Here is an 18,039-nt window from a genome sequence, read left to right on the forward strand (position 1 = left end):
GATTAGGAGGAAAAGATTCGGATCAGGTTGGAATATTCGCGCTGCATCTGTCCACTCGATTCCGTTATCAGGAAGAAAGGGTACGGATCAGGTTGGAATAGTCCTCCTTGATGTCGTGACTCTCCTCCTTCAGCTGCTCGATCTTGCGGCAGGCATGAAGAACGGTAGTGTGGTCACGGCCACCAAAGGCATCACCTATCTCCGGCAAACTGTGGTTGGTCAACTCCTTGGCCAGTGCCATCGCCAGTTGGCGCGGACGGGCAACGGAGCGGGAACGACGCTTGGAGAGCAGATCCGCCAGCTTGATCTTGTAGTACTCCGCCACCGTCTTCTGGATATTGTCGATGGTGACCAGCTTCTCCTGCAGTGCCAACAGGTCGCGCAGCGCTTCGCGCACGAAATCAATGTTGATGGCACGGCCGGTGAAGTTGGCGTTGGCGATCACCCGGTTGAGGGCACCTTCCAGTTCACGGACGTTGGATCGCAGACGTTTGGCGATGAAGAAGGCCACTTCGTCCGGCAGATGGATCTGGTTCTCGTCTGCCTTGCGCATCAGGATCGCGACGCGGGTCTCCAGCTCCGGCGGTTCGATCGCCACGGTCAGGCCCCAGCCGAAGCGGGACTTGAGGCGATCCTCGACACCGTTGATCTCCTTCGGATAGCGATCCGAGGTCAGGATGATCTGCTGGTTACCTTCCAGCAAGGCATTGAAGGTATGGAAGAACTCCTCCTGGGAGCGCTCCTTGTTGGCGAAGAACTGGATGTCATCGATGAGCAGGGCATCGACGCTGCGGTAGTAACGCTTGAACTCTTCAATGGCGTTGTTTTGCAGCGCTTTCACCATGTCCTGAACAAACCGCTCGGAGTGCATATAGATGACTTTGGCATCTTTTTTACTCTCCTTGATGGCGTTGCCAACGGCGTGCAGCAGGTGGGTTTTACCAAGGCCGGTGCCGCCATAGAGGAACAGCGGGTTGTAAGCACCACCCGGATTGTCCGCTACCTGACGGGCAGCCGCTCGCGCCAACTGATTGGACTTACCCTCGACGAAATTCTCGAAGGTATAGTTCACGTTGGTGTTGCTCTTGTGGTTCGGCTCGGGCTTGGCTTCAGCCTTGCTTTCCCAGCTCTTCTGCAAGTTATTCACAGGCGCGGCACCCTGTACCGGCGCTCTGGCGACAGCAACAGGATGGGGACGATTGCCTATATCAAAACGCAGGGCGGGGCCGTCGACCCCGCAGAGTTCGTTGATGATGCCGTTAACCCGGATGAGATACTTGTCTCGTACCCAGTCCAGAACAAAGCGATTCGGTGCATACAGGGTCAGAGTATTGTCACTCAACTCCGCTTGAAGCGGCCGGATCCACATGCTGAATTCTGCCGAGGGCAACTCATCTTGCAGCCGGTTAAGGCACTGCTGCCATAGCGAAGCAGTCACTCTAAACTCCTGTCGATTGATTAACTAAAGACCGGCTATTCTACGTTTTTAGCCGCCGGATCTCCAGCCATCGCCCGGTGGATCCAGCAAATAAGATCCTTGACTTTCAAGGATCCAGCGCCTTTGGATCGGATTTCATCCCCAAAGTTACCCACAGCTTGATCCACCGTCCGGATTGGTCGATCCCGAGCTTCTCTCCTGTTATTTCATATAACCAAATGTCATTTATTTTTTAAATTTTATTCCAATAACATCAGGGCCAAACCAGTTATTACAACTACAAATACAAGACATTGAGAGAGAGAAACACCATGAAAACATCCATCAAACTGATTTCCGGCGCAGCCATCCTGCTCGCCACCCTGTCCGGTCAGGCCATCGCCCAGGAGACCATCAAGGTCGGCATGTCTGGCAAATATTTCCCGTTCACCTTCGTCAAGCAGGACAAGCTGCAGGGCTTTGAAGTGGATATGTGGAACCAGATCGGCGAGCGTACCGGCTACAAGGTCGAATTCGTGACCGCCAGCTTCTCCGGCCTGTTTGGCATGCTGGAAACCGGCCGCATCGATACCATCTCCAACCAGATCACCATCACCGACGAGCGCAAGGCGAAGTACGACTTCTCCCAGCCTTACGTCTATGACGGCGCCCAGATCGTGGTACGCAAGGGCAACAGCACCATCCACGGTATCAAGGATCTGGAAGGCAAGAAGGTGGCCGTGAACCTGGGTTCCAACTTCGAAGAGCTGCTGCGCAAGAACGACCCGAACAAAAAGATCGACATCCGCACCTATGACTCCGCCTTCGAGCAGGATGTCGCCCTGGGTCGCATCGATGCCTTCGTGATGGACCGCGTCTCCACCGCCCAGCTGATCAAAGAGTCCAAGCTGCCGCTGCAACAGGCTGGCGCACCGTTCGAGACTATCGAGAACGCCCTGCCCTTCCTGAAGACCCCGGAGAAACAGGCGCTGCTGAAGAAGGTCGACGAGGCACTGACTGCCATGCGCAAGGATGGCTCCCTGCGTCAGATCTCCGAGAAATGGTTCGCTTCCGACATCACCGACAAATAAATGATGGAATTTGACCTCGAATACACGCTGGGGCTGTTTCCCATCCTGCTCAAATACCTGGGCACCACGATGGAAATGGCCCTGTGGGGATTCGTGCTGGCACTCGTACTCTCGCTGGCCCTGGCGATAGTACGGGTGTTTCGCGTCCCCGCGATTCACTGGCTGGCGATGCTCTATATCTCGTTCTTTCGGGGTACACCGCTACTCGTTCAGCTGTTCCTGCTCTACTACGGACTGCCGCAACTGTTCCCGATCTTCGTGGGGATGGATGCCTTTACTGCCGCCATCGTCGGTCTGACCCTGCACTTCGCCGCCTATATGGCCGAGTCGATCCGCGCAGCCATCCTCGGCATTCACAAAAGCCAGATGGAAGCGGCGCTCAGTATCGGCATGAGCCGTTATCAGGCGATGCAGCGGATCATCCTGCCGCAGGCGGCCCGTATCGCCACCCCGTCGCTGATGAACTACTTCATCGACATGATCAAGAGTACCTCGCTGGCATTCACGCTGGGGGTGGCCGAGATCATGGGCAAGGCGCAAATGGAAGCCTCCTCCTCCTTCAAGTTCTTCGAGAGCTTTATGGCGGTGGCGCTGATCTACTGGGTAGTGGTGATCTTCTTTACCCGCTTGCAGCATCTGCTGGAAATTCGTCTTAACCGTGCCTATTAAAGGAGGGCTCTCATGATCAAGCTAACCGGCCTCTCCAAGGCATATCACGGCAATCAGGTGCTCAACGGTATCGATCTGGAGGTCAAAAAGGGGGAAATTGTCGTCATTATCGGTCCCTCCGGCACCGGCAAGTCGACCCTGTTGCGCTGCCTGAACCTGCTGGAGACCCCGGATGCGGGCACCCTTGCCATCGACGATCTTGAGCTGAATCTGGCCAAGGCCAGCGAACAGCAGGCGATCGAGCTGCGCAAACGGGCCTCCTTCGTGTTCCAGAACTACGCCCTGTTTGCCAACAAGACGGCGCTCGACAACATCGCCGAAGGGCTGATCACCGTCTGGAAGCAGCCAAAAGCGGAGGCCCGCGCCACAGCGCTCGGCATCCTCAAGGACATTGGCCTCGCCGACAAGCAGGATGCCTATCCGGCCTCCCTCTCCGGTGGCCAACAACAACGGGTCGGCATTGGCCGCGCCATGGCGGCCCACTCCAAGGTGATCCTGTTTGATGAGCCCACCTCGGCCCTCGATCCCGAGTGGGTCGACGAGGTTTTGGGACTGATGAAAGAGTTGGCCCGCCAGCACCAGACCATGGTGGTGGTGACCCATGAGATTGAATTTGCTCGTGATGTTGCCGATCGGGTGATCTTCATGGAAGGGGGGCGGATCGTCGAGCAGGGCCCGCCGGATCAGATATTGGTCGATCCCAAGGATCCCCGTACCCGGGAGTTCTTGCGGAAAGTCCTTAAATAGCTCTCTCTTTGGCGGCCTGGCCGCCTTTTTTATTGAGGGATCCCTTGTTTAACCCCGGGTTGCCAGTATAATCCGGAGCCCTTGATCCTCTGGATCCTCACGCTCGGCAGTGGCCTTTTCAAGACCATGGCAGGATGAGAGGGAACGGCGGATTGACTAAAAGCCGAACTCTGTTTAGAATTCGGCCTCTTTTGCTAGTCGTCACACGCTATAGCTGGCGCGTCGGCTAAGTGTGACAATCAAAACTGTACAGAAATACGGAATCGAATCATGAAACGTACTTTTCAACCGTCCAACCTGAAGCGCAAGCGCTCTCACGGTTTCCGCGCCCGCATGGCAACTGCCAACGGTCGTAAAGTTCTGGCCGCTCGTCGTGCCAAGGGTCGTGCCCGTCTGGTAGTTTAATGCCTACCCAGCACACCTTCTCTCGGGAGTTACGTCTGTTAACTCCCGAACACTTCAAACGCGTTTTCGCCGAGCCTGTCCGGGCTGCTTCCCCGCAAATTACGCTTCTCGCCTGCCCCAATTCACTCGAACACCCTCGTCTTGGTCTCGCTGTGCCCAAAAAAGCACTCAAGCGTGCCGTCTGGCGTAACCGTGTCAAACGGGTGGTCCGGGAAAGTTTCCGCCTCAAACAACATCAGCTGCCCGCTATCGACATCGTGGTGATCGCCAAGGCCGGTGTGAAAGAGATGGATAACGAGGAACTGTTCAAGTTACTGGAAAAGCTATGGCGCACTCTGTCACGCCGTTGCAATGGGTAGCTATCAAACTGATACGCCTGTATCAGCTAATCATTAGCCCTCTGCTCGGGCCGCGCTGCCGTTTTACTCCAACTTGTTCCCAATTTGCGATAGAAGCCATCCGACTTCACGGTTTCATAAAAGGCGTTTGGTTAGCTAGCAAACGTCTATTAAAATGCCATCCCTTATCCGAGGGTGGTTATGACCCGGTTCCGCAACCAAAGCGAAGAAACTGAAGACTATGGAATCACAACGCAATCTACTCCTGATCGGTTTGCTGTTCGTGAGCTTTCTGCTCTGGCAACAGTGGGAGTCCGACAAGGCTCCGAAGCCGGCCCCGACTACCGTGGCCCAAACCGAACATTTCGTACCTGAAGCCGGTCAGACCGGTGATATTCCTCAGGTTTCCGAGCAAGCCAACGCGACTGCCGCACGCAAGCTGATCACCGTCTCCTCTGACGTGCTCAAGCTGACCCTGGATACCCAGGGTGGTGACGTCGTGTCTGCCGAACTGCTGTCTCACAAACTGGAAGAGGGCAAGGACCAACCGTTCGTGCTGCTGACCAGCAAGCCTGAGCACCTCTATATCGCCCAGAGCGGTCTGGTGGGTCGCAACGGTCCGGACAGTCAGGCCGAAGGTCGTCCTACCTATGAAGCCGCCCAGACCAGCTATCAGCTGGCCGATGGTCAGGATCAAGTCGTCGTTCCGATGACCTGGACCGACAGCAAGGGCGTGGTCTTCACCAAGGAGTTCATCCTAAAGCGTGGCGACTATGCCGTTGGCGTTGATTACAAGATCGACAACAAATCTGCCGAGCCGGTTCAGGTGCAGTTCTATGGCCAGCTGAAGCAGACCGTAGCAACGCCGAAGGATCAGGAAGGTCATGCCATGGTAGCCAGCGCTTACCGTGGTGGTGCCTTCTCCACTGAAGATACCCGCTACAAGAAGTACACCTTCGACGAGATGAAGGATGCCGACCTGAACAAGACCACCAAAGGTGGTTGGGTCGCCATGCTGCAACACTACTTCGTCTCTGCCTGGGCACCAAATGCCGACGATACCAACAGCTTCTACAGCCGTGTGATCCCTGGTAAAGGCCAGGCCATCATCGGTTACAAGGCGCCGCTGGTTGACGTGGCTGCCGGCCAGCAGGCTGAAGTGACCAGCAAGCTGTGGGTCGGTCCCAAGCTGCAAGACCAGATGGCCAAGGTGGCTAACCACCTCGACCTGACCGTCGACTACGGCTGGCTGTGGTTCATCGCCCAACCGCTGCACTGGCTGCTGACCGTGTTCCACGGTTTCGTCCAGAACTGGGGTCTGGCCATCATCATGCTGACCCTGCTGGTACGCGGCATCATGTTCCCGCTGACCAAGGCCCAGTACACCTCCATGGCCAAGATGCGCATGCTGCAACCCAAGATTGCGGCCCTGCGCGAGCGCTTCGGCGATGACCGCCAGAAGATGTCTCAGGGCATGATGGAGCTGTACAAGAAGGAGAAGGTCAACCCGCTGGGTGGCTGCCTGCCGATCCTGGTTCAGATGCCGATCTTCATCGCCCTCTACTGGGCACTGATGGAGTCCGTTGAACTGCGTCACGCGCCGTTTGCCCTGTGGATCACTGACCTGTCAGTGAAGGACCCCTTCTTCGTGCTGCCAATCCTCATGGGTGCCTCCATGTGGTATCTGCAGAAGATGAGCCCGACCACCGTAACCGACCCGATGCAGCAGAAAGTGATGCAGTTCATGCCGATCATCTTCACTTTCATGTTCCTCTGGTTCCCGGCTGGCCTGACTCTCTACTGGCTGGTGAGCAACGTCATCTCCATCATCCAGCAGACCATCATCTATCGTCAGCTGGAGAAGAAAGGACTGCATTCACGCAGCTAATCTTCCCGTGATGACAAAAGAGGCGGCCTTCGGGCCGCCTTTTTTATTACAATGTCTCCCACTACGTTTTCCTATCAGCGAACAAACGAGCCAAGCAAGATGACAACAGATACGATCGTGGCCCAGGCCACCGCGCCAGGCCGTGGTGGCGTCGGCATAGTCCGGGTCTCCGGCCCCGCCGCCGAACAGGTCGCCGGGATAGTGCTCGGCAAGCTCCCGCGGGTGCGCTACGCCGAATATCTGCCGTTCAAGGATGAGCAAGGCCAGGTACTGGATCAGGGCATCGCCCTGCTGTTCAAAGCACCCAACAGCTTCACCGGCGAGGATGTGCTGGAGCTGCAGGGCCACGGCGGCCCCGTCATCATGGACATGCTGATCCGCCGCATTCTGAAAATCGACGGCATTCGTCCTGCCCGCCCCGGCGAGTTTAGCGAGCGCGCCTTCATCAACGACAAGCTGGATCTGGCCCAGGCCGAAGCTATCGCTGACCTTATTGAAGCCTCCAGCGAACAGGCCGCCCGCAGCGCCATGCACTCCCTGCAGGGGCAGTTCTCCAGCAAAATCCAGCAACTGGTGGAGAGCCTGATCCGGCTGCGCATCTATGTGGAAGCGGCCATCGACTTCCCGGACGAGGAGATCGACTTCCTCTCCGACGGCAAGGTGGCGGGCGACCTCTACGCCATCATGTCCGAGCTGGACGACGTGCGCGGGGAAGCCAAACAGGGCGCCCTGCTACGGGAAGGGATGAAGGTGGTGATCGCCGGTCGTCCCAACGCCGGCAAATCGAGCCTGCTAAATGCCCTGGCGGGCCGCGAGTCAGCCATCGTCACCGAGATTGCCGGTACCACCCGCGATGTGCTGCGCGAGCATATCCATCTCGATGGCATGCCGCTGCACATCATCGACACCGCCGGTCTGCGCGACACCCAGGACAAGGTGGAGCAGATCGGTATCGAACGCGCCTGGGCCGAGATCGAACAGGCCGACCGGGTGCTGTTTATGGTGGATGGCACAACCACAGACGCGGTTGACCCGCGGGAGATCTGGCCGGAATTTGTTGATCGGTTGCCAAAAAATATCGGCCTCACCGTCATTCGCAACAAGGCCGACCTGACCGGCGAGGATCTGGCACCGAGCCAGGAGCAGGGCCACGCCGTCTACCGCATCTCCGCCAAGACCGAGCTGGGGCTGCCTGCCCTGCGCGAGCACCTGAAAGCCTGCATGGGCTTCCAGGGCAACACCGAAGGGGGCTTTATGGCCCGCCGCCGCCATCTGGATGCGCTGGAGCGTGCCGCCGAGCGCCTGCTGGTAGCCAAAGAGCAGCTGGAAGTGTTCGTGGCTGGCGAGCTGGTGGCCGAAGAGTTGCGCCTGGCGCAGGAGTCCCTCTCCGAGATCACCGGTGAATTCAGCTCCGACGATCTGCTGGGTCGTATCTTCTCCAGCTTCTGCATCGGCAAGTAATGTGGTGAAAAATCAGCAATAAAAAGCAGCCAGTGAGAACATAAGGCATTGTAAATATTGGACTTTGTTTTTTACTGGCTATTCTTGCCTGATCTTGTTTCGTGAGAATTTACCCCGAGAGTACCCCAAAGTAACCTCTTGGGGTACTTTTGGGGGACACTTATGAAGATCAGCATCGAATACCGCGCACCGGACGCCGAAGGCAAGCGCGCTCTGCGCTTAACCTACTACGCCGGCTCCTACCTTGACCAAACCACGGGCATCCGCAAGCACAAACGCAGCAGAGAGACCCTGGATCTCTTCCTGTACGACAAGCCGCGTACCCCAGCACAGCGGCTCCACAACAAAGAAACCCAGCGAGCAGCCGAAGCCATCCGCGCCAAGCGACTCTTCGAGTACGAGACTGGTAAACACCATCTGGATTTCTCGAACGCCTACAAGGCCAGCTTCTTCGAGTACTTCCAAGAGGTTACAGACCAAAAAGCGGCAGGCAGCAAGAGCAACCACTCCATCTGGATATCAGCCCTCAAGCATTTACGCCAGTACCATAAGCTGCCGGAGCTGACTTTCGAGGAAGTAGATCAGCTGTTCCTGGAGGGGTTTCGGCATTACCTGATGCACAAGGCCCGCACCAAAAGCGGCACACCACTGAGCCGCAACACCCAAAGTGCCTATTTCAACAAGTTAAGGGCGGCCCTGAACCAGGCTGAGCAGGAACGGCTGCTACCGGATAATCCGGTACGACGTGTCAAAGCAATCCAGGGGGAGAAGAACAAACGGGTTTACCTGACCGAAGACGAGGTACGAGCCCTGGCCCAGGCCGAGTGCCGGTACGACGTTCTTAAGCGCGCCTTTCTGTTCTCTTGTTGCACTGGCTTGCGCTGGTCCGACATTCACAAGCTGACCTGGGCAGAGCTGGAGCCCTTCTATGGCCATTACCGTATCGTATTCACCCAGAAAAAGACCAGCGGCCTGCAATACCTGGATTTGAATGACATGGCGATGCAGCTGATGGGGCGCCCAGGCAAGGCAACAGAGCGGATCTTCAAGGGCCTAAAATACTCGGCTTGGCACAACATGGAGCTCACCCGGTGGGCGTTGCAGGCGGGTATAACCAAGAAGGTAACCTTCCACAGCGCGCGTCATACCTTCGCCGTCATCCAGCTTAACCGCGGCGTCGATATCTATGCCCTTTCCCGCTTGCTGGGGCACAGTGAGCTGAGAACCACCGAGATCTACGCCGACATTCTTGAATCGCGGCGCCGAGATGCCATGCTCGATTTCCCCAATGTCTTGGGGTGATAGAAGCACCCTCGACAAGATCATGGCCAGGAAGAGCCAACAAATAGGCCAGCGCAACCATGCGCTGGCCTAGATTATCTTAGATAATATAGATCGGATTTCAGGATCGCCCTGCAGCCCAAGCGGTAACTGGGTTTCACTGAATTGGCTTGTGACCGTTATCGTGAACTTTGTGACCACTTTCGTGATAGTTTGTGACCGTTATCGTGATAGTGCAGGCCGGCCGATGGTAAACCGCCCCTTGGCATGTTCACTGATTGACCAACCCAGTTCAGCCAGTTCATACAGTGCCTTGCGAACTCGCGATTGCCGCTTTCGGTTGGTGGCCGCGCTGGACTTATCAGGAAAAGCGTAAGAGACCAGTTTATCTAAACCTACTGGCTTGCTGCGGCCACAATCAATCCAGGCACAAAGCCGCTGATGCAATATCCGGGCAGTGCTACTACGCAGTTGCCGTACCTCAGCCAGATCGATATAGGTATATCGGCCATTACCCAATATGGCATTGGTCAGCAATGGATTAAGCGCCACAAAGAGCCTATCGGTCAGGGGATCGCTGGCATAGTTCGCCAGCAGACGAAAACCACTACGCAAGCCTGCTACCTGTGCTATTACCGACACCTTCCACAACCGCTCGACAGTGCGACGCACCGTATTGGTGTCACGAGGGTTTGCGTAACCAATCTCCTTGGCCAGTTTGCGCAAGCTGCTTTTGACTACCAAGACATCCTGCTGGTTGGCAATCCCACGCAGCTGAAGTAGGTCTCGTAATATCTCTCCGGTTTCACCACTCGCAATAGTCCCAATCTTGCCACTTTCTGATTCAAGCCCAGCTAGGGCAACCAACCCTTGGAGTACGCGCAAATCGTCAGCCCCCAAGGGTTCTGGCCCAGAAAACTCAATCTGATTACCGTTATCCAAACGGTAAATCACCTCCAGCTTGTCACGGCGGCGTTGGCCATTCGAGATCGCCCTAAACAACCCGGGAGCAAGGCAGTGCATATGGTCGTGCCGGGCATGAGTCAATTCAAAGCAAGGCACGTTTGCCCCCAGCCCAGTGTATTTCGTCAAAACCAGCGGGGTACAGCACGCCACCTTCCTTCCGCTCCAGCCAGCGCTCCGGTAGTGGCGGCCCATAATTGCTTTTGCTTACCCCAAACCGCACGTAAAGCTGGCTCTTCTCTGCCGATACGCCCAGCTTCTGCGCCTCTTTCTTGGTCATAGTGGCGAGATAGGCCTGCCAGCGAACGTTGTCCACCAGTACCGACGAACCACGGCTTGCCTGCTGCAGATCGCCAGCTTCTTGGAATACCGCAGATTTACTGGTGTGGTGTACAAACAACACAGCGCATCCCTTCAGCATGGCCAGCCGTTCCAGCTGACCCAGCACCAGTGTCATAGCACAGGCTGCATTCTCATCAGCATCGTGAAAGCGTCTCAGTGTATCGATAACCACCAACCTGACCCCCTCAGCCCACATAGCAATCGCTTCCCACCAATGGCTATCCAGCACATTCGGACTGGCTCCCTGAAGCGATATCAAACGAAGGTCTCGTTCAACGTTGGCACGAAGTTCAGCATCAAGGCCTCCGCCCAAGGCAAACAAGCGCTGGTGCAGTACAGGCCAAGGGTCCTCAGCAGGCAGGTAGAGCACAGCCCCCCTGCCCAGATTGCCAAGCCCAATCCAATCCGGCCCACCGGATATCTGCATTGCTAGTTGCAATGCCAACATCGATTTGCCCACCCCTCCCGGTGACACCAACGCACCAACGCAGCCAACAGGCAGCCCCGGGAGGACAAAATCGAGGGGTTTCGGAGGTTCAATAAAAGCCGACCGGAGATCCTGGGGGCAGAGAGATGTAATCAGATCCTGTGTCATACCCACCTCACAACCGCCCATGGCTAGCTTGCCGCACACGCTTGGTTACATGCTCAGTAAGTTCGGCGTCTGGTGAAATGCGGTGGGAGAGCAGCCAGTCCAGCAGCTCAACGCGCTTGAAGTAGATTTTTTTGCCTTGTGGCTTGTAATGCGGCAGACGCTTTTCACTGGTCAGCCGGTACACATAGCAGATAGAAACCCCCAACAACTCAGCGCACTCCTCGGCAGAAAGCACCTCTTTTTGCGCCTGTCCTTGCTGGATTACCAACTGCTTAAGCTCATAAAGCTCTTTCAGGATTGCCCCATTCGGATCACTGAAAACTGACGAATTTTGTTCGCGCATGCAGATTGTCTCCTAGTTACAAACATCAGCATGCAAGAGCGTACCGGGGACCTAACGAAATCCAGACCGCTGTAAGTGCCCGTTTTGGGCACTTACAGCGTTTTCTGGAAAATTTTCGGATGTGAAATTTAAGATGGAAACAAGAAGGGGGTGGGGCAAATGACACTTTGGCGAGAGACCGCCAGTAAAGTCATCAGGCTCCACTAGGTTGGCTATCCCAAGCCAACCACAGGATCAACGATGGCTCATCTCTTCGATCCAACGGCCAACGCCATCAGGATCGGCAAGCAGCTGAGCGAGCGGCAGATGGTTGGAGCACAAGGCGAGCTGGCCGCACTCCTCACTTTGCTTCCAATCCGGTTGATGAAGGGGCCAAGGCACCGGGCGCCACAGCTCATCGAAATGCTTGTCGCTATCTTCCAGACAACGGAACAGACTCACTTCAACAATGGCTTGGCCATCAAGTTGCAGAGGGTCTGGCTGGCCTTTTACCCCTGCCCGCAGCACTGAGGTATGGCGAAAATCGCTATCAATGTAAAGGCGGAAAGCCAGAGTGATATCGTTCTTTTCGGCCGTATCGCCACCCCAATCACGGTAACAATGGGTAGAAGCAAACAGTGGCAGATAGTCCCATGCCCAGCTGCTGGAAGGGCAGGTTCCTGAGCGGCAGGGGCGGCTATTTTCGCTGGGCTCCCAATACCAGAACTCAGCGTCAAGCGCCTGACTGGCGATCTGATCGAATAGTGGGAGGATACGCTGATAAAAACCGGCTGCGAGTCGGTGGGCTTGTTGCAGTTGGGTCACCAGCTGGGTGGTCTGTTCAAGATCGTGTTGCATGGCGGCATCCTTAGCCAAAGTCAGTGATTCAAAAAAGAGAAATCGGGGCGAGAGAGGTGCAATGTCCCGGCATAGTCGAGCAGAGCAGCCCAACCAGTAGGTTCAGCCGGTGGGGGAGTTTCCCGCTCAGACATCACCCCGCAATCCAGGTCCAGCTGCCCTGCGTAGGCAAACAACGGTGCCCATTCAGGCACCACCGAGACCATGCCAAACAGCTCAAACGCCTGCAGCCACTCATCGCGAATGGCGCGATCCTGACGGCAGGATTCAAACTCGGAGGCAGTTTGCAGATAGCGGCGCAGTGGCTCCCATTCACGCAAGGTCATCTGGACAAAGCGTTCGGGCAGCTCTGGGCGAGACAGCGGGGCGCTAGGGATATTGCCGAGAGCCACGTAATAGAGCCGGTCTTCATAGTCATCAAACTCGGCTTCACTGATCACAGCATTGACCTGCGCCAGCCACTGCTCCCGATACTGGTCGCCACCGAACGGAGGCTTCACCTCGATAACCACCAGCGCGTCGTCAAAGTGGAGCAGCACATCGGGCTCGACATAACGGCGATCCTGCAGCGATGCCAGTTTTGGCCACAACTCCAACCGTTGAAAGGTGGCCGGGTCTAGCGGATTGTCACCGAGTAGAAAGCGCAGTAAGGCTCTCAGTGCGCCGTCCGATAGGTGGGGCAGACGGCCAAAGAAGGTAGCAGTCAGCAGATCTTCGCTGCCTTTGAACAGGTCGCGCCAGCGCAGGGATTCCCCTTCCCGCTCGATACGGCCAGCCTTGCCATGCAGGATTGCATGTAGCATCGCAACTCCTTGTAATATTGATATTTCAAGCAGGCTCTCACATAGCTGAAAAGCCTTCGAGATCCTGCTTCAATACCCACTCGACTACCAGCCTATCCGTCACAAAATGGGGTAAAAATGTTTGACTGAATGAGGGCGTCTCTTTAAGGTTGCCCGCAACATGACCCCGGCCGCTTGGTTGCTTTGCAACTTACGCCGGGGTTGTTTTTTTGAATCTGTCTTTGTGTCGGCATACACGCCTTATTACTTCGCCATACAGCCAGTCGGTTGCTAATCATCGGGGTAACCGTTACACTTTGCGCATCTCATCTACCAGCCTTTGGCGTCAGCGTAGAAGGAGTTACGGCCCCGTCCTCTCCGGAGGGCGCGGCCAGCTTAATTCCCTCCCCTAGCAGTCAATAACTCCCATACCGTTCCCAGCGCTTGTTGTACTTGCGCCGTTCGTGCTCATGTTCGATGAAAAATGCCGTCCACGGCAGGATATATTCTCCGCGATCATCCAGCACGACGAGGTAGCCTTCTGCTTCAAACCAGATATGGATGCGTTGCAGCTTGCCACGAGGCTCAGCCCACACCTTCAGCTCAGGATCGCTATCATTCTCGATGATGGGCTTGGGCCAGCGGATGCGTTCGCATCGACGTAAATCGGGTTCTCGCTCTGCTTCAACTTCTCCAGTTGAAATCATGTGCCAGAAGGTCGCTGATTTCCCGGCATATTCAGGATAACGTTTCAAACCAAGACGCTTGCCTCTGAACTCGGGTTTGTTGAGTACAAAGTCTTGTTCGAAGGCCGCATAAACAGCAGAGAAAAAACGCCCCCAATCACCGCCAGAGGCGGTCATCAGAATGAGGTCAGGTAGCCATATAGGTTGCATCACCATCCACCCCTGCTGCACCAGACCATCAGATTGAACTTGCTCTCTCGCAGAAGGGTATTGTGTGTCAGCTTGTAACCACTTCGTTGCCGTATTCTTTCAATCAACGCCAGCTTGGCTTGGCTGCTGGTCAACCCTCGATGCAGATAGCTCAGGGCTCCGATCAAAAGATCCGCAACTTGCAGCAACTCAGCTTCATGAGAGTGGATCCGCTGTACCCGATGAATGATTTTCTTCGAGTAGTCATACGTGTTATTGCACAAAACATCATGCAACTTGCTGATCTTCTCATGCCCCAAGGTGTCCTTGATATCGATATAGACTCGATAGCCATTCTGCGGCTCAAAGATCGTCTTCAGCATGACGAAATACATTTTGTAGTACCAGTCGTCATGACTCTGCCCAAACGCTTCATGATTTAGCTGTGATTTATCCGGGATAACCAGACCACGAAAGTGAAGGTCATCATCATCGAAAAAGTAATCCAGCAGGTCACGATAGAAGGAGAGTTTCGACTGACTAACCTTGGTCCACTTCACCTCGAAATCCGGCGCCAGCCCGTGCTTTTGCTTGATCTCCCGCAAGCGACGCACGATCTCGTGGCGCTTATCCAGCGGACACCATACAGCCCCAAGCACCATGGCCGATTGACCATCGTTCTCCAGATGGCAGGACTCATCGCAATAGACATTAAATATGCGGCTCATCAGGCAAGGGCTCCTTCCACTAACACTCGGCCAAGGCAAGCTGGGTCTGCTGGCTGGTTTGCAGGCGGGCTTTAAGTTGATCGCAGATTGCAAATAAATCATTGACCCTACTGACAATACGAATGAACTCTTGAGTCGGAGGGCATGGGACTAAAATATTGCTTAATATTTCCAGATTAATATTTTTCTGTGCTGTAGAAGGAGCAAATCGCTCTAAATTTTCCTTTGCTGTACGGATGAATAAATCAAAATAAACCACTGGCAAACTTGATTCATAAGGGGTGTATCCCACAATACTATCAGGAAAACATGCATCAAACCCTAATATTCCCGTATCAGCAATATTTGCTGCAATTGTGATGCACAGAGTTCCTTTTGGCCACAGCTGACTTTGAGCTAAACCTATCTCATTATACATAGCAGTGTAAGACTCAATTACGCCATCAGCCCGGGCTACATCTCCAGTTTGAACAAGGGGAATAGTCCCATTAACGTATAGCTTGGGGTCATTTCTTGGACGATGCTTAGATTTTCCTCGTGCTAATTCACCTAAGTCAGGCAAGCGGCACCATTCCCACCCTTGTGGCAGTTTAAACGGCTTTTCTTCTTCGCTGATCGCAGGTAGCGGTTTCTCTTTTTTGATTTTCTTCTCTTTGACCAGCTGGGCTTTTTCGGCGGCGATACGCGCCAGCAGGGCGGCGGCGGGTTCATCGCTCGGGTCTTGTGGTACCAGCTTGCCCATCACTGCCAGTTGCAGGATTGTCTGTTTCAAGGCGTCGATGCTGGCCTCTGTGGTAAATAGGGTATCGAAGTGAGTGCTTAGCCGCGCCCAGTTTTGCGCCAACTCGTCGGCATCGCAGGAGTCTGTCAGTGAGCCCTCAGCGGCAGCCGCAGGCTGCAATAAAGAGCCGAGCAGGGTCTCTACCAGCATCTGATGGGCAGCCAGCTGTGATTCGCTGCGCTGCTCCAGCTGGTCGCAGAGGGCCATTAACTCATCCACTTTGGCAACGATGCGATGCTGTTCAAAAATAGGGGGAAGTGGAACAGGTAGTGCTTCCCACTTTCCTTTATTCAAAATAGCAATTGTAGTGCTAGATGAGTTTTCCCAAGCTAGTGCTTGAAAATATCTACTGCTTAGGCATCTATGCAAGAACTCATAAATCTCAATGTATGGGGTGATCGAGTTTATCTGCTGATTAAAGGCACATACCTTATCAATTTTATTACACTTCCCTATTGTTCCAATACAGACCATCAAGATTGAACCTGAAGGCGCTAGTCTACCAAGTTGCTCAGCACCTAGAGTTGATAGACCTTCATTGTCGTAAACAATCGAAGTGTCACTAATATCCCCTGGTTTAATGAATGGAATATCATTTCCAAAGAAATTTGGATTTGATTTGCTTGGCGTACCACCTGTTTGAGTATACCCAATAGAGCCCAGCCTTTGCCATGTCCATCCTTCCGGCAATTCAAACGGCTTCTCTTCCTCGCTAATTTCCGGCAAGGCCTTGGGCTTTTTAATTTTCCCCTCTTTCACCAGCCGAGCCTTTTCGATGGCAATGCGTTCCAGCAGGACTGAGGCCGGTTCATCGCTGGGGTCTTGCGGTACCAGTTTGCCGCGCACCGCCAGCTCCAGGATCAGCTCACGCAGCTTTTTGATGCCGGTCAGTTCCAGCTTGCTGTTGCTGCCGCGCCCGGCACTGCTTTTGGGGCGCACCGCCGCAGTCCAGAGATCCAGGTGGTCGGTAATCAGATTCTCGATCGCCATTATGCCTGCCCCCCTTGCTTGGCCGCACCTTTGCCCACAGCGTCGCCCAAAATGGCTTTTAGCTGGTCACGCAGGGTCTGGATTTCAGCCTGCTCTGAGGCATAGCGAACCAGCAGTTCGTCAGGATCGTGGCTTATCTGCTCGCCGACATGGGGGTTTTTGATATCGAGGTTAAAGTTGCGCTCGATAATGGTCTTGATACTGACCTTCCAGGCTTGCTCGTTCTCAACCCGGGCAGCAAAACTGTCCGCCTCATCACCCCACCAGGCAATCTCGGCTTCGAACTCCTCGAACTTCATCGGTTTGGTCTTGCTGTAGTTCTTCACCCCAGCCGGATAGGGGTGCTCGTAGAACCAGACATCCTTGGTGGGCTGGCCCTTGGTGAAGAAGAGGATATTGGTCTTGATGCCGGTATAGGGGGCAAACACGCCGTTGGGCAGCCGCACTATGGTGTGCAGGTTGCACTCGCTGGTGAGCAGTTGCTTGATCTTGGTTTTGACCCCTTCGCCAAACAGGGTGCCATCGGGCAGCACCACGGCGGCGCGACCGCCCTTTTTCAGGACTTCGATGATCAGCTGCAGGAACAGGTCGGCGGTCTCGCGGGTGCGCAGATCGGCAGGGAAGTTCTGCTCGATACCATCCTCTTCGGTGCCGCCAAAGGGCGGGTTGGTGAGGATCACGTCGATATCGCTGTCCCAGCTCGACAGCGGCTTGTCGAGGGTGTTGCCGTGGCGAATTTGCACCGGCACCTCGATACCGTGCAGCAGCATATTGGTGGTGCAAAGGAGGTGTGGCAGTTGCTTCTTCTCAACCCCCAGGATCTGCTGTTGGAGGGTCTGGTGGTCGGCAGCGGTCTCGACATAGTGCTCTTTGACATGATCGAAGGCACAGGCGAGAAAGCCGCCGGTCCCGCAGGCCGGGTCCATGATCCGCTCGCCGAGTTTGGGGTCGATACGATTGACCATAAAGCGGGTGACGGCGCGGGGGGTGTAGAACTCGCCCGCGTTACCGGCGCTTTGCAGGTCGCGCAGGATCTGCTCGTAGATATCGCCAAACAGGTGGCGCTCGCTGCTGTCGGTAAAGTCGATCTCGTTAAGCTTGTTGATCACCTGCTTGAGCAGGGTGCCGTTTTTCATGTAGTTGAAGGCATCGCTGAACGCCTCTTTCACCACATAGCCACGGGGGTTGAGATCGATATTGGCAGGCTGGTTTTTCAGGCTGTCGAACAGATCGTTGTTGACGAAATCGAGCAGGGCATCACCGGTTAATCCTTCGCTATCGGCCGCCCAGTTGCGCCACAGGAAGCGCTCGGGGATGGGGCAGCGGTAGTTATCCTGCTCAAACTCCAGCTCCTCTTCCTGGGCGTCGAACACTTTCAAAAACAGCAGCCAGGAGAGCTGGCCGAGGCGCTGGGCATCACCGTCGATACCGGCGTCCTTGCGCATGATGTCCTGAATGGATTTGATGACTGAGCTGATGGATGACATGGGATTCTCTGCTTTTTAC

19 protein-coding genes are annotated in these 18,039 nt (G+C 55.1%); 9 read left to right on the forward strand and 10 right to left on the reverse strand.

Annotation, left to right across the window (positions count from 1 at the left end; genetic code table 11):
* Window positions 1-67 precede the first annotated feature (67 nt).
* Complete coding sequence (gene dnaA, locus AB5Y97_RS13835; protein WP_005339307.1) at window positions 68-1,438, reverse strand: chromosomal replication initiator protein DnaA; 1,371 nt, start codon at window positions 1,436-1,438, stop codon at window positions 68-70.
* 311 nt (window positions 1,439-1,749) lie between these two features.
* Here dnaA and AB5Y97_RS13840 point away from each other — a divergent pair, with 311 nt between their 5' ends.
* The 9 genes from AB5Y97_RS13840 (at window position 1,750) to AB5Y97_RS13880 (ending at window position 9,318) form a co-directional block, all read left to right on the forward strand.
* A complete protein-coding gene (locus AB5Y97_RS13840; RefSeq protein ID WP_005339308.1) occupies window positions 1,750-2,508 on the forward strand; it encodes an amino acid ABC transporter substrate-binding protein in 759 nt (252 codons plus the stop codon).
* Window positions 2,509-3,177 (forward strand): amino acid ABC transporter permease, encoded by a 669-nt coding sequence (locus tag AB5Y97_RS13845; RefSeq protein ID WP_013724235.1) that lies wholly within the window; start codon window positions 2,509-2,511, stop codon window positions 3,175-3,177.
* Window positions 3,178-3,189: 12 nt separating this feature from the next.
* Window positions 3,190-3,924: an amino acid ABC transporter ATP-binding protein gene (locus tag AB5Y97_RS13850; protein WP_005339311.1), complete on the forward strand. Its 735-nt coding sequence runs from the start codon at window positions 3,190-3,192 to the stop codon at window positions 3,922-3,924.
* Window positions 3,925-4,194: 270 nt separating this feature from the next.
* Window positions 4,195-4,329 (forward strand): 50S ribosomal protein L34, encoded by a 135-nt coding sequence (gene rpmH, locus AB5Y97_RS13855; RefSeq protein ID WP_005307156.1) that lies wholly within the window; start codon window positions 4,195-4,197, stop codon window positions 4,327-4,329.
* A complete protein-coding gene (gene rnpA / locus AB5Y97_RS13860) occupies window positions 4,329-4,688 on the forward strand; it encodes a ribonuclease P protein component (RefSeq protein WP_026457269.1) in 360 nt (119 codons plus the stop codon). The genes rpmH and rnpA overlap by 1 nt, the downstream gene beginning before the upstream one ends.
* Window positions 4,655-4,903, forward strand: a complete 249-nt coding sequence (yidD, locus tag AB5Y97_RS13865) for a membrane protein insertion efficiency factor YidD (protein ID WP_010672280.1) — start codon at window positions 4,655-4,657, stop codon at window positions 4,901-4,903. Before rnpA ends, yidD begins: the two co-directional genes overlap by 34 nt.
* Before the next feature lie 5 nt (window positions 4,904-4,908).
* Window positions 4,909-6,555, forward strand: coding sequence for a membrane protein insertase YidC (gene yidC, locus AB5Y97_RS13870; RefSeq protein WP_005355794.1), 1,647 nt, complete (start codon window positions 4,909-4,911; stop codon window positions 6,553-6,555).
* Window positions 6,556-6,654: 99 nt separating this feature from the next.
* Window positions 6,655-8,016: a tRNA uridine-5-carboxymethylaminomethyl(34) synthesis GTPase MnmE gene (gene mnmE, locus AB5Y97_RS13875; protein ID WP_019445516.1), complete on the forward strand. Its 1,362-nt coding sequence runs from the start codon at window positions 6,655-6,657 to the stop codon at window positions 8,014-8,016.
* Between the two features lie 162 nt (window positions 8,017-8,178).
* Window positions 8,179-9,318 carry a site-specific integrase gene (locus AB5Y97_RS13880; protein WP_042865407.1) on the forward strand — a complete coding sequence of 380 codons (1,140 nt, stop codon included), beginning with the start codon at window positions 8,179-8,181 and terminating at the stop codon, window positions 9,316-9,318.
* 201 nt (window positions 9,319-9,519) lie between these two features.
* On the opposite strand, the gene repC is transcribed toward AB5Y97_RS13880, so the two are convergent.
* The 9 genes from repC to AB5Y97_RS13925 form a co-directional block, all read right to left on the reverse strand.
* Window positions 9,520-10,320: a replication protein C, IncQ-type gene (repC, locus tag AB5Y97_RS13885; RefSeq protein ID WP_058056544.1), complete on the reverse strand. Its 801-nt coding sequence runs from the start codon at window positions 10,318-10,320 to the stop codon at window positions 9,520-9,522.
* A gap of 25 nt (window positions 10,321-10,345) precedes the next feature.
* Window positions 10,346-11,218: a helicase RepA family protein gene (locus tag AB5Y97_RS13890; RefSeq protein WP_368158189.1), complete on the reverse strand. Its 873-nt coding sequence runs from the start codon at window positions 11,216-11,218 to the stop codon at window positions 10,346-10,348.
* The gene (locus AB5Y97_RS13895) at window positions 11,205-11,540 is read right to left on the reverse strand and encodes a helix-turn-helix domain-containing protein (RefSeq protein ID WP_042864679.1); all 336 of its coding nucleotides are present in this window, start codon (window positions 11,538-11,540) and stop codon (window positions 11,205-11,207) included. The genes AB5Y97_RS13890 and AB5Y97_RS13895 overlap by 14 nt, the downstream gene beginning before the upstream one ends.
* A 234-nt stretch (window positions 11,541-11,774) precedes the next feature.
* Entirely contained in the window at window positions 11,775-12,377 is a 603-nt protein-coding gene (locus AB5Y97_RS13900) for a hypothetical protein (protein ID WP_160836718.1), read from the reverse strand.
* A 20-nt stretch (window positions 12,378-12,397) separates the two neighbouring features.
* On the reverse strand, window positions 12,398-13,180 hold the full coding sequence (locus AB5Y97_RS13905; protein ID WP_160836716.1) for a hypothetical protein: 783 nt from the start codon (window positions 13,178-13,180) through the stop codon (window positions 12,398-12,400).
* A 395-nt stretch (window positions 13,181-13,575) separates the two neighbouring features.
* On the reverse strand, window positions 13,576-14,061 hold the full coding sequence (locus AB5Y97_RS13910; RefSeq protein WP_202395029.1) for a hypothetical protein: 486 nt from the start codon (window positions 14,059-14,061) through the stop codon (window positions 13,576-13,578).
* A complete protein-coding gene (locus tag AB5Y97_RS13915; RefSeq protein WP_160836714.1) occupies window positions 14,055-14,762 on the reverse strand; it encodes a DUF3800 domain-containing protein in 708 nt (235 codons plus the stop codon). The genes AB5Y97_RS13910 and AB5Y97_RS13915 overlap by 7 nt, the downstream gene beginning before the upstream one ends.
* A gap of 19 nt (window positions 14,763-14,781) precedes the next feature.
* Window positions 14,782-16,533, reverse strand: a complete 1,752-nt coding sequence (locus AB5Y97_RS13920) for a restriction endonuclease subunit S (RefSeq protein WP_368158193.1) — start codon at window positions 16,531-16,533, stop codon at window positions 14,782-14,784.
* On the reverse strand, window positions 16,533-18,020 hold the full coding sequence (locus AB5Y97_RS13925) for an N-6 DNA methylase (RefSeq protein WP_160836710.1): 1,488 nt from the start codon (window positions 18,018-18,020) through the stop codon (window positions 16,533-16,535). The genes AB5Y97_RS13920 and AB5Y97_RS13925 overlap by 1 nt, the downstream gene beginning before the upstream one ends.
* Window positions 18,021-18,039: the final 19 nt, after the last annotated feature.

The organism is Aeromonas sp. R10-2 (assembly GCF_040908445.1).
Lineage (GTDB): Bacteria > Pseudomonadota > Gammaproteobacteria > Enterobacterales > Aeromonadaceae > Aeromonas > Aeromonas veronii.